Source organism: Halocynthiibacter sp. SDUM655004 (genome assembly GCF_026015885.1).
GTDB lineage: Bacteria > Pseudomonadota > Alphaproteobacteria > Rhodobacterales > Rhodobacteraceae > Falsihalocynthiibacter > Falsihalocynthiibacter halioticoli.
In genome coordinates this window covers 110,884-122,561 of sequence record NZ_JAPDUG010000003.1, presented here as the reverse complement: position 1 = coordinate 122,561, position 11,678 = coordinate 110,884, and the positions used below count along the sequence as shown (strand labels likewise).

9 protein-coding genes and 1 tRNA gene are annotated in these 11,678 nt (G+C 50.7%); 3 read left to right on the top strand and 7 right to left on the bottom strand.

Translation table 11 applies throughout. The features are described from left to right. Window positions 1–55 precede the first annotated feature (55 nt). The 5 genes from N9C89_RS13935 to N9C89_RS13915 form a co-directional block, all read right to left on the bottom strand. Window positions 56–132, bottom strand: a tRNA-Arg gene (locus tag N9C89_RS13935). Between the two features lie 92 nt (window positions 133–224). Beyond that, a complete protein-coding gene (gene kdsA, locus N9C89_RS13930; protein WP_263954590.1) occupies window positions 225–1,052 on the bottom strand; it encodes a 3-deoxy-8-phosphooctulonate synthase in 828 nt (275 codons plus the stop codon). Next, window positions 1,049–1,840, bottom strand: a complete 792-nt coding sequence (locus tag N9C89_RS13925) for a 3-deoxy-manno-octulosonate cytidylyltransferase (protein ID WP_263954589.1) — start codon at window positions 1,838–1,840, stop codon at window positions 1,049–1,051. Before N9C89_RS13925 ends, kdsA begins: the two co-directional genes overlap by 4 nt. After that, window positions 1,837–2,808: a KpsF/GutQ family sugar-phosphate isomerase gene (locus N9C89_RS13920; protein WP_263954588.1), complete on the bottom strand. Its 972-nt coding sequence runs from the start codon at window positions 2,806–2,808 to the stop codon at window positions 1,837–1,839. The genes N9C89_RS13925 and N9C89_RS13920 overlap by 4 nt, the downstream gene beginning before the upstream one ends. Before the next feature lie 79 nt (window positions 2,809–2,887). Further along, on the bottom strand, window positions 2,888–3,850 hold the full coding sequence (locus tag N9C89_RS13915) for a glycosyltransferase (RefSeq protein ID WP_263954587.1): 963 nt from the start codon (window positions 3,848–3,850) through the stop codon (window positions 2,888–2,890). A gap of 182 nt (window positions 3,851–4,032) precedes the next feature. Here N9C89_RS13915 and N9C89_RS13910 point away from each other — a divergent pair, with 182 nt between their 5' ends. Continuing rightward, a complete protein-coding gene (locus N9C89_RS13910; protein WP_263954586.1) occupies window positions 4,033–6,624 on the top strand; it encodes a calcium-binding protein in 2,592 nt (863 codons plus the stop codon). On the opposite strand, the gene N9C89_RS13905 is transcribed toward N9C89_RS13910, so the two are convergent. Next, window positions 6,621–7,301 (bottom strand): ABC transporter ATP-binding protein, encoded by a 681-nt coding sequence (locus N9C89_RS13905; protein ID WP_263954585.1) that lies wholly within the window; start codon window positions 7,299–7,301, stop codon window positions 6,621–6,623. The genes N9C89_RS13910 and N9C89_RS13905 overlap by 4 nt on opposite strands. Further along, entirely contained in the window at window positions 7,302–8,489 is a 1,188-nt protein-coding gene (locus tag N9C89_RS13900; protein ID WP_263954584.1) for a hypothetical protein, read from the bottom strand. Between the two features lie 87 nt (window positions 8,490–8,576). Here N9C89_RS13900 and N9C89_RS13895 point away from each other — a divergent pair, with 87 nt between their 5' ends. Together N9C89_RS13895 and N9C89_RS13890 are read left to right on the top strand one after the other, a co-directional pair. After that, on the top strand, window positions 8,577–9,374 hold the full coding sequence (locus N9C89_RS13895) for an ABC transporter permease (RefSeq protein ID WP_263954582.1): 798 nt from the start codon (window positions 8,577–8,579) through the stop codon (window positions 9,372–9,374). 45 nt (window positions 9,375–9,419) lie between these two features. After that, the gene (locus tag N9C89_RS13890) at window positions 9,420–11,663 is read left to right on the top strand and encodes a glycoside hydrolase family 99-like domain-containing protein (protein WP_263954581.1); all 2,244 of its coding nucleotides are present in this window, start codon (window positions 9,420–9,422) and stop codon (window positions 11,661–11,663) included. The last annotated feature ends 15 nt before the right edge of the window (window positions 11,664–11,678 follow it).

Here is an 11,678-nt window from a genome sequence, read left to right as displayed (position 1 = left end):
TTTTGCAGTCTTCCGCACAACGTCCTGTAAATAAGCCATATTTTTCAGGTGGTTTTGGCGACCCCGGCAGGATTCGAACCTGCAACCTGCCCCTTAGGAGGGGGCTGCTCTATCCAGTTGAGCCACGGGGCCATGCGAGTTTGTGCATTTCTTTTTTGCACGAGATTTTCGCAATCTCAACTCGATATGGCCGCGTGTAGTTCGTTTTTGTCGCTTGCTGTGCGCTAGCCCGCTTTGTTCAGCGCGTCAAAGGCGCGTAGGTTGGCAATAAGATCTGCCATTTGATCAACAGGGATCATGTTCGGGCCGTCGCTCGGGGCGTTGTCTGGGTCTTCGTGGGTTTCGATAAACAGGCCACCAACCCCAACAGCACAAGCAGCCCGCGCGAGGACGGGAGCGAATTCGCGTTGGCCACCAGAACTGTTGCCTTTACCTCCAGGTTGCTGAACGGAATGCGTGGCATCGAACACCACCGGATACCCCGTTTCCGCCATTGTCGGGAGGCCACGGAAATCTGTGACAAGAGTGTTGTACCCAAAGCTCGTTCCGCGCTCACAGAGCATGATATTCTCATTGCCTGTGCTGGCGATCTTGGCCGCGACGTTGCCCATATCCCAAGGTGCAAGGAACTGGCCCTTTTTCACATTGATGACTTTGCCAGTTTCACCCGCCGCAACAAGCAAGTCTGTCTGGCGGCAAAGAAATGCGGGAATTTGTAGAACGTCGACAACCTCGGCCGCAATCGCGCAATGGCTCGGTTCGTGAACATCGGTAATCACGGGTACATCAAACTCGCGCGCGATATCGCCAAGGATTTGAAGGCCTTTCTCAACACCCAAACCACGTTGTGTTCCGATCGAAGAGCGGTTGGCCTTGTCATAACTCGCTTTAAAGACAAAGCGCGTATTCGTTGGCTCGCAGGCTTCGGCGATTTTTTCCGCCATCATGCGCGCGTGCTCAAGGGATTCAAGCTGGCACGGGCCGGTGATGAGGAAGATCGGATTGTCTCCGCCGACCTCAATATCTCTGATCTTAACGATTTTCTGGCTCATGCTTGTTTCCTTAATACCGATTCAATTCGGGCAACATCTTCTGGATTATTCAGCTCCCAAAACACGCGCCCCCGGCCATCAACTTCGACGCATCGGATCGGGTGGCCATTTTCAAGGAAGCGGAGCTGTTCCAGCCCTTCGAGCGTTTCTAGCGGGCCAGCTTCCCATGAACCATAGGCAGCTAGAGCAGCGGGGCGATAGGCGTAGACCCCAACGTGGTGAAAAACGGGGATCGGGTCTGGTAGTTTTCCGGGATCAACGAATGGGACGACCTCTTTGGAAAAATAGAGAGCATCGTTGTTGTGGTTAAACACGGCTGTTGTTCCACCAACGCGGCCATTTCGGCGGTCTTCTGTGAAATGTGCATAAGTTTCTGCGTCGCAACGCAAAACGGGCGTTGCCATGCCAACAGTGGAATCGCGCTTAACTTCCTCAATCAAAGCCTCGACAAACCAAGGTGGCGTAAGCGGGGCATCACCTTGTAAGTTAACGATTATATCTGCGGACAATCCTGCGCGTTCAAGTGCATTCGCGCAGCGCTCTGTACCATTCGCGCAACTTTCAGACGTCATGATCACATCCGCGCCGAAGGCCTCTGCTGCGGCTTTGATCCTCGCATCATCCGTTGCGACATAGACAGCATCGACACCACTCACTTGCTTCGCCGCTTCATAGCTCATCTGGATCAAAGATTTTCGCGATCCGTCAGCCAGCGTAAGCTCGGCGAGTGGTTTGCCGGGATAACGGGTTGAGGCATATCGTGCCGGAATAAGAATGACTGTTTTCATGCAACCCCCGCCCGTAGGCAATCGTGAATATTCAATACACCAATAGGCGCGCCGGAGTCAGAAACAACGAGCAATGCGCCAATCTCTTTTGTGTTCATTGTTAACAACGCTTCTTCGGCGAGGCTATCCGCAGAAATCGTAACGGGAGAGCGCGTCGCAACTTCGCCGGCAGTTCTGCCCATTAGGTCTTCCATATTGCGGCGCAAGTCACCGTCGGAAACAACGCCAAGAAGTTTGCCCTCGTCGACAACGCCAGCGATGCCGAAACCTTTTGATGTCATGACGAGGATTGTGTCTTGCATCGTTGCATGGCTCGGCACAATCGGAACGGCATCTCCTTCATGCATAAGCTGAGATACTTTTGTGAGCTGCGCACCGAGTTTGCCGCCCGGGTGATAGGTGCGGAAATTCTCGGGTTGGAAATCACGCAGCTCCATGAGCGCCACGGCAAGCGCATCACCGAGCGCGAGCGACAACGTCGTCGAAGTCGTCGGCGCCATCCCGATCAAACAAGCCTCTGGCACGTCAGGCAAAAGAAGCACCACGTCCGCGGACTTGGCGAGTGTGCTGTCTGGTTTTTTGGTGATGGCAATCATCGGAATTGCAAATCGGCGGGTATGCGCAATCACATCACCAAGTTCGGATGTTTCACCCGAATTGGAAATGAGTATGCAAACATCCTCTGGGCGCACCATCCCCAAGTCGCCGTGACTGGCTTCGGATGGATGAACAAAGAACGAAGGCGTCCCTGTGCTCGCGAGCGTCGAGCTTATCTTGCGCCCGATGTGGCCAGACTTCCCAATGCCAGCAAGAATAATCCTACCCTTGGCATTCATCATCAATTCCACCGCCCGATCAAAATTCTCCGGCAGTGATTGCGCAAAATCCCGGAGCGCGTCAGCTTCGCTTTGAAGCACTCTTTGGCCAATGCTGTGAATTTGCTTCGTTTTATCTTGGTCCAGAGTCACATGCGCTCCTTGGGTCAAAAAGGTAAATCCCGTGCCCCTAGTATCAAGCCAGCACGACGAAGCCAATGTAATAACCCGACTAGACCCTGCCAAGTGCGGCAGCAATCCAAAGCGCCAAGGTTTCGGCCGAGTTTTGCCGATAAATACCGATCTTCCAATAGCCAAGTAGCCTTGGGATCAACCATGCTTTTCGTGCTGTCTTAAACAGGTGAAGCTTGTGTCGATTCTGAGGAGTTAGGAAATCTTCAGTTTCCGACAATGCCGCAATATTCGCATCAATCCAGCCTGCATAGACTCCTCCAAATACGTGTCTAATACGGCCAAAAGCGGCTCTAATTCCTCTGTTCGCCCCCAAAACATTTCCTCTATGTTGGCGGTATTTCAGGCTCGGCTCTGGATCAAAAAGAAGCATCCCACCACAACCGCTGATCAGTTGATAGACCCACCAGTCATGTGCCGGAACACGATCAATACGCCGACTCGCATCTTGCAATACTTCGAGCGCCGCGCGGTTCAAAACCATTGTATTTCCCGCCATGACATTCTGAACCAAGGCATGAGAAAAACCGAGCGGCCGTTTCGGTAGCCTCGATACACCTAGCGGGCGCAGACCCTCGTCGCATTCAATCGTTCGGCTGCAGTATACAGCGGGCTTACCCGTTGGTACTTCCTCAAGCGCTCGAACAGCACGCACCAGTTTATCGTTGTCCCAAACGTCATCCTGATCGCAAAACGCTGCATATTCCGCATTCCTTTCGACCTGCTCCAAAAGGAACCTGAAATTTTGTGCAAAACCTCGTTTTGGCCCCCTGAAAACCTTTGGAGATAACACCTTGCATTTCGCATTGAGTTGCCGGAAATTTTCAGAGTCATCACTTAGATATAGATCAATTTCGACATCCATTTGATGCCCAAGACTCTCGAGCTGCTCATCCAGATACTCTTTGGGATCACACACGGCCAAGAGAACCGCACAGAGTGGGTATTCCCGATCTGTACCACCGTAAGGCTTTGTAATTAAGTCAATTTTTTCTATTTTCATTGGAACACTAACACAGATCTCATCCCATCACCCGCGAACGAGGAACACCCAAAACAAGCACGAAAACATTAAAAATTGTTCACGAACGCCATGATTTGACCATTTTCCGTTGTCCCGCCGTTAATCGAACATTGTCAGACCTGTTAACGCGCAGGGGTGCGTATCTGACAATGGGGGCTTGGGTGGCTCAGTTTTCGTATCAAACAACTTTAATTAATGGGAATACGGGTTTCTTCACCGGTATTTCCGATCTGGACGTCGTGTGGATTGGCGGCAAACCGATATTGTTCTCCGCCACTGTTGAAGGTGGCGGCATCTCGTCATTCTTGCTGAGCGACGACACCAACGCACTGCTTCGAAGCCAGCGCTCCTACCTTTTCGACGGCGTTCTTGGCGCGCAACCAATAATCGAGAGCATCGCAACAGGCGGCGAAACCCTTGTATTTACAGCAGGAATTAACCGCGGTGATCTGACTGCACAGACTTACAACTCCACTGGCGGCTATTCCAATACAACCACGCTCGATGCCAACACCCAGTTTGAAAGCGACCCTCTGAACTATGTTGCTTTGGAAACTGGCGGGCACACTTTCTTTTATTCCGCCCATGCCGGCGAAATGGGGCTGCAAGCGTACGAAATAACATCAAACACTTCGATGACTGTCGTGGGAAGGCAAATCAGCTCGATTGCCTCCTCAGATATCGCCGCTCTTGACGGAATTTCGACAACGCAATCGGACTTCATTTTACTTGGCTCACATAGCGAAAATTCAATCTCAACATACAAAGTTGATACCGATGGATCACTCATATTTCAAAGCGCTTTGGGCGCGGAGCATGGTCTTGGTATCAGTGAGATTACTGAAATCTCCACCGCAGAAGCCAATGGAAATTCTTATGCTATTATTGCCGCCCGAGAAAGCTCTTCGCTATCTGTTGTGCGGGTAAATGACAACGGCGCACTGACGGCAACCGATCACATCATTGACGATCTGAACACGAGATTCAAACATGTGACATCACTTGAAACGACGGTCTACAACGGGACAACATATGTATTGGCGGGCGGCGCAGATGATGGATTAAGTTTGTTCAGCCTGCTTCCAAATGGGCGATTATTTCATCTCGCCTCAGTTGAAGACACAAGCCAACTCCAGCTCGAAAACGTCAGCGCAGTGGCAATGACCGAGATCGGTGAGGCGTTACAGATCTTCGCCGCAAGCTCAACAGAAACAGGGATTTCGCAATTTTCTTTTGATGTTTCCGCGACTGGCGCGCCAATCGCTGGTACGTCTCAGAACGATACACTCACTGGCACCGCACTCGGCGAAGCCCTTTTTGGAGATGCCGGAAACGATACGATTTCCGGAGGCGGCGGCAACGACATTTTGATCGATGGGTCTGGCTCCGACACTTTGAGCGGCGGATCCGGCCAAGATATTTTTGTATTTACAGAAGACGGCTCGACCGACACGGTTCTCGATTTTAACCCGTCTCAAGATCGCCTGGATTTATCGGGATTTACGTTGTTTCACGGGATCGATCAACTCGACATAATCAGCACATCTTATGGCGCGATCTTACAGTACAATGATGAAGTTATCATTTTGAATTCTGTGAATGGGTCAACAATTTTCCAAAGCGATTTGGCAACCTTCTCACTCACCAATGCTAGCCACACGCCGTTGTTTAGCATCGCGGCACCCGGAAGTGTTTTGGGGACAGAGTTTGCCGATGACCTACGTGGCACTATTGCGAACAACTATATGTCCGGCCTCTCTGGAGATGACGCGTTTCGCGGGTTCGAAGGGGACGACATTCTTGAGGGCGCAGACGGAAACGACCTCTTCTTCGGCCATTCTGGTGAAGATTCGATACGTGGAGGAAGCGGACGCGATACGGTTCACTACGGCGAAGACGTGCTTTATGGCGGCTCATTTGGCGTTGACGTTAATTTGGAGGCTGGAACAGCAATTGACGGTTTCGGATCCGAAGACAGGCTAGACAGCATAGAAATCGTCTATGGCACTGGTTTCAATGATAATTTGTATGGTTCGAACGCAGCAGACTGGCTCTATGGAGGGGCAGGAAACGATACATTGATCGGTTCTCTTGGGAACGACACGTTAGATGGCGGTTTAGGAAACGACGCAATTTACGGCGGTGATGGCAATGACGTCCTAATTGGCAGAGATGGGAATGACTATTTCGAGGCGGGACTCTCCGAAATGGACGGCGACGACATCCTGTATCTCGGCGAGGGCGACGACATCGCTTACGGAGGGTATGGGAACGATGAATTCCATGGCGGCGGCGGATCCGACAAGATGTATGGGTGGCACGGAAACGACCTGCTGATCGGTCACGGCGGAAATGACGTCATGACCGGTGAAGGCGGAATGGACCATATGGACGGCGGAGACGGAGACGATTTTTTCAACGGTGGCTGGGCGCACGATACCATGCGCGGCGGAGATGGTGCCGACGTCTTCTACCACGCCGGTGTCGAAGGGCATGCAAGCGATTGGATAGCTGATTATGACGCGGACGAAGGCGATATTCTCTATTTCGGGTCTGGCATAACCGAAAACGATTTTCAGATAAACTACACAAACACTCCGGAGGGCGACGGCTATTCCGGCGATGATAACATTATGGAATCATTCATAATCTATCGCCCAACAGGCCAGATTATATTTGCCTTGGTTGATGGCGCAGGTGCGGATTCTGTCTTTGGTGTGATTAATGGCACAACTTATGATTTGCTTGCCTAGCGTCGAAGCCACGGCGGCAGTTGGTTCTTGGTCGTGTAGCTATAGTGCTCAATCGCTTTTCCGATTTCAGCGTAGAAATAGAAATATCCGTCCTGAAGTACGGCCCCTGCCTCGCACAGTTCTTTAATCATCGGCATCGAATGAGACACAACAATCGCGCCACTCTTTTGCATGCGCTCTTTGAAAACCGCTTTGCTTTTGGATTGAAAGGCCGCATCGCCGACGGAAGTGACCTCATCGACCAGATAGGTATCGAATGGTATCGCCATTGAAACGCCAAACGCGAGACGAGACCTCATGCCAGAAGAATAGGTCCGGAAGGGCAGCCGAAAATGATCTCCAAGTTCTGCGAAATCTTCGACAAATGCTTCGAGTTCATGGGTGTCCACACCATAAACCCGCGCAACAAATCTGGCGTTCTGAGCACCGGTTAGGTCTGGATGAAAGCTGCCGGCAAACCCAACAGGATAGGAAATACTACCTGTAGATATGATCCGCCCATACGTTGGGGTTTCAGTTCCCGCGATCATCTTGAGCAACGTTGATTTTCCTGCACCGTTGTTTCCCAAGAGACCAATCGAAACGCCGCTCGGCAGGGTTTGGTTGATTGATTTTGCAACCGTGACCGACCGCCCATTTAAGCGAAACGTTTTGTGAAGGTTATGTAGACGAAGCATCTAACGTCGATCTCGCACTGCATAGTAAACCAATACGCCCATTGCCCAAACCAGAACGGCAAACGTAGCTGTGAGCCCTATGATCTGCCACCGTCGTGGATACTCGGAAGATTCCGCGCGTGTCGGATTAATGTGCGAAGCCAAATATCTACTTTTGCGGCGCGCCTCCGCCCTTGCAATCTCATATGCCTTTAACGCGCTTAAATAGTCCTGTTCCGCAAATTCGCGATCTACCATCAGATTTTCAAACTCACCTACAAGGCTAGAAAAGCCGGGTGCGCTCGCCTCACTGGGCTTGATAGAAAACTTCTCTCGTTCTTCGTTAATCCTACCTTCGATCACTGCAATTTTGCGCTGAGCTTGCGCAACGCGCGTATCGCGGTTTGACGTGATTTCGGAGAGCAAATCGAGCTCAATGAGCGCATCGGTGTGTCGCTGCATTAACATTGCAAGCACTCCGCTCTGCACACCAAGTTCCGCCGCAGGATCCACCGTTTGTGCGCGCGCTCGAAACTCGGTCATTGCGGCGCGCGCGCGCTTTAACCTTTCCTCTGCGCGTTGCAGTTCCAGCCGCGCAAACGCCGTGGCATCGTTGCGCGCAGCCTCGCTCAGTTTGTTTATCATCTCAGTGCTTTCGGAATGGATCAAACTGGCGATGGCCTGCGCCATTTCAGGATCAAATGCCCTGACTTCAATATCAAGAATCCCAGCCGCAGAATCGTGCCTAACACGTACAATCCTACGCCAGTATTTGACGAGTTCTTCGATACTACCGTCCTTATGAAATCCAAATATAAAATCGGACGGAACTGAATATGCAAATCTCAGATCAACATGCTGGTCGATACGAGAAACGAGGTCTTGGCTTTGGATATACCCAAAGAGGATATCCGTATCTTTGGAGCTAGACCCCGAAACTGCGCCAAGGCTACCTAGGAAATCCATCGGCGCTGACATCTCTTCGGAACGAACGGAAAATGCAAACCGCGAAACAAACTGATCCGCAGCGCGCGTGAACATATAGATCGCGACGATTGATACAGGGAGGCAAACAACACACAAAAAGCTCGCTACGATCGCATAATGCCGCCATTGCAGCGACGCTTTGCCTGCGACGGGGCTGACGTTAATTTGCGTGCCGGTGTTGGCAATGGCTCTAAGGTTTGGGTTCGAAGAAGCAGAAGTCACACGGCACTCCTCAAGTCTTCGCACCAAGAATAACAATTCTTAAACGAGTTCGCCGTCATAACGTCAGGGCCCATCAAGGAGCCAATTATGACGTTAGCAAACCAGATTTCATCAGAGCGGCGCTTCAAGTTTTGCCGAACCGTTTTTGCACTCATACTTCGAGAAATGGCAACAACGTATGGGCGCTCCCCGGGCGGATATGTCTGGGCATTTCTGGAACCATTGGCAGGAATAACCTTACTTTCGCTGGTATTTTCCATTGCTTTTAACGCCCCTCCGCTAGGTTCAAGTTTCCCGCTATTCTATGCCAGCGGCTTTCTCCCTTTTCTCTACTACACAGAAGTTAGCCAAAAATTAGCGGCCGCTTTGAGGTTCTCTCGTCCGCTTCTTTTTTACCCTACGGTTACGTTTTGGGACGCAATTTGCGCGAGATTAATACTTACAGTTTTAACGAATGCGGTCGTGATGATTGTAATCTTCTATGCGCTCATTTCACTTGAAACTGGCAGCCCAAATCTTAGGCCAATTCACCTCCTAAATGCGTTTCTAATGACGACAGCCTTAGGCTTTGGAGTTGGCGTTATGAATTGTTTCCTCATCATGGCCTCTCCTCTTTGGGAGCGCCTGTGGGGCATTGCGAACAAGCCGCTGTTCATCATTTCTGGTGTTCTTTTTCTCATCGACGACGTGCCGGACAAATACGCTGATCTCCTCGCCTTCAATCCTATTGTCCATATAGTCGGTGAGGCCAGAAAAGGAATTTATTCAAATTATACAGGTAATTATGTAAATTCTATTTTTGTATACGGGCTTTCGATGACGCTTTTGGCGCTCGGTATCATGCTACTGCGGAGGTTCCATAAACATTTATTAAACAATGGCTGAGCAAATAGGAGCATACCGAGTCACCAGTAAAGGTCTGTCATCCAGATGTCGTTCCAATCCCGCTTTGCCCGCCGCTTGCGAATTGCTCTCCAGTTCTTCTTCGCCGCAAAAGAAGATCGAAAATATATCGCGAAGATTAAACGAAGCAGAAGGTTCGATCGCACCTATTACAGAGACGCGCATCCGCACCTTCACCCGCTTTTCAAGGCATTTCCAGAACGGCATTTTGCTCTTAGAGGCGAACTATCGGGCTACCGACCAAATCCTGATTTCTCGCCGGCGGATTACATCTTCTTAAACAGTGATCTTGCGCAATCTGGGGTTCGTGCATTCGAGCATTTCATTGATATCGGGCACACGGAAGGTCGCCCAATTCAAAAGTCTGATTACTTGGCCACCGATACAAGCGTTTCACCGCCCGTACTGCGGCTTCCTCCACAACTTCGGAAGAAGCGTTTCGCCATTTGCCTGCACATTTATTATCCAGACTTGTGGGCAGAATTCTCCGAAGTGCTTACAGGTCTGAATATTGAATTTGACCTTTATGTAAGCGCAACCCATCGCGGGGATGAGACAAACCGTTTGTTTGAAAATATCCGCGGCGATTTTCCCAATGCGATTTGCTTCGCCATGCCAAATCAGGGGCGAGACATTCTACCGTTCGTGCACTTGGTGAATAGCGGCGCCCTCGCCGATTATGACGCCATTTGTAAGATACATACAAAGAAATCCCCACATCGAGTTGATGGCGATAAGTGGCGTCGTCATCTTGTTAAAGGCTTATTGGATGGCGAGAAAACTCCTCTGCTACTTAATAATTTCTTGCTCGATAAAACTGCTGCAATTTGGGTTGCCGATGGTCAGCACTATAAGGGGGCAAAATGGTGGGGCAGCAATCTTAATCCTGCTCAAGAACTGCTTCGTCGAGTCGAGATTCTTCCGAAGCCCGAAGCTCTCTCATTTCCTGCTGGTTCGATGTATTGGCTCAAACCAGAAATGATCGCGATGATCAAAGGTCTTGATCTCACACAGGAAGATTTTGAGATTGAGCAAGGGCAAGTTGACGGTACGATCGCCCATGCGTTTGAGCGCTCAATCGGTTATTTCGCAGCGGCGGGCGGGCAAGAAATCCGCCAAACATCCCAGCTCCTAAACCCGCCAAAGAATGAGAACCTCTCAAAACCGTCGTATACATCCGCTTTCTATTTGCCTCAGTTTCACCCAACCCCAGAGAACGACGCGTGGTGGGGCAAAGGCTTCACCGAATGGGCCTCTGTGGTTCGTGCAAAACCTCAGTTTGCAGGCCACAATCAACCGGTTTTACCCTCAGATCTCGGATTTTATGATTTACGGCTTCCTCAAACTATGGCGGAACAAACCAGTCTAGCGCGAGCCGCAGGTATTGATGCCTTTTGTGTCTATCATTACTGGTTTGACGGTCGGCGCGTTCTAGAGACGCCTCTAGATAACTTAATCGCGTCAGATGAACACGATTTTCCGTTTTATCTGTGCTGGGCCAACGAAAGCTGGCGTCGCAATTGGGATGGGCTGTCAGGAGAGGTCCTACTCGAGCAAACCTACAGTGACGGATTCGAAGACGCGCTTGTCCGTAGCACTCTGACATATATGCGCGACTATCGATACGAACGTCCCAACGGCAACGACCCACGGTTCGTTATCTATCGCCCCGATGATATGCCCGAACCAGAGAAAAACATCGAGCGCATGCGCAATGCCTGGCGGATACACGGTATTGGCGAAGTGGAAATCGGAGCTGTACGCTTTCACATTAATGGCACAAATCCTATCGCCGAAGACGCGGTCGATTTCTGGATCGAGATGCCGCCACATAACATGATAACCGGTGATGACGTTCTCTATTCGAAGGGAGGTCCAAACACATTGGGACACCCCGCAGAAAGCAAATTCGAAGGCCTAATTTACAACTACGATAACCTCGCCCTGAAGGCTGCGTCGCCAATCGCGAAGAACACCATTGCCGGTGTAATGCCGAGTTGGGACAATACCGCGCGCAGAGGTGTCTCCGCGCATATAGCCTACGGCAGTAACCCACAAAGCTTTCGTAGGTGGCTAACCCAAGTTCGCAAACATCGCCTTCCAAAATCTTATCGTAATGAACTGTTCGTTAACGCTTGGAACGAATGGGCAGAAAACGCCGCATTGGAGCCAAATCAAAAATACGGGACTGCGTTCCTCGAGACTTTGAAAGACCAGATCGCTTCAAAAGAAGTGCGTTTCACAGTTTCCAATCAAATCGCCGCAGAATAATTCCAGTTCACGAGG

Coding starts and splice junctions, on each gene's coding strand:
- kdsA (WP_263954590.1), bottom strand. CDS start 1,052: ATGAGCCAGAAAATCGTTAAGATCAGAGATATTGAGGTCGGCGGAGAC.
- N9C89_RS13925 (WP_263954589.1), bottom strand. CDS start 1,840: ATGAAAACAGTCATTCTTATTCCGGCACGATATGCCTCAACCCGTTAT.
- N9C89_RS13915 (WP_263954587.1), bottom strand. CDS start 3,850: ATGAAAATAGAAAAAATTGACTTAATTACAAAGCCTTACGGTGGTACA.
- N9C89_RS13905 (WP_263954585.1), bottom strand. CDS start 7,301: ATGCTTCGTCTACATAACCTTCACAAAACGTTTCGCTTAAATGGGCGG.
- N9C89_RS13895 (WP_263954582.1), top strand. CDS start 8,577: ATGACGTTAGCAAACCAGATTTCATCAGAGCGGCGCTTCAAGTTTTGC.
- N9C89_RS13890 (WP_263954581.1), top strand. CDS start 9,420: ATGTCGTTCCAATCCCGCTTTGCCCGCCGCTTGCGAATTGCTCTCCAG.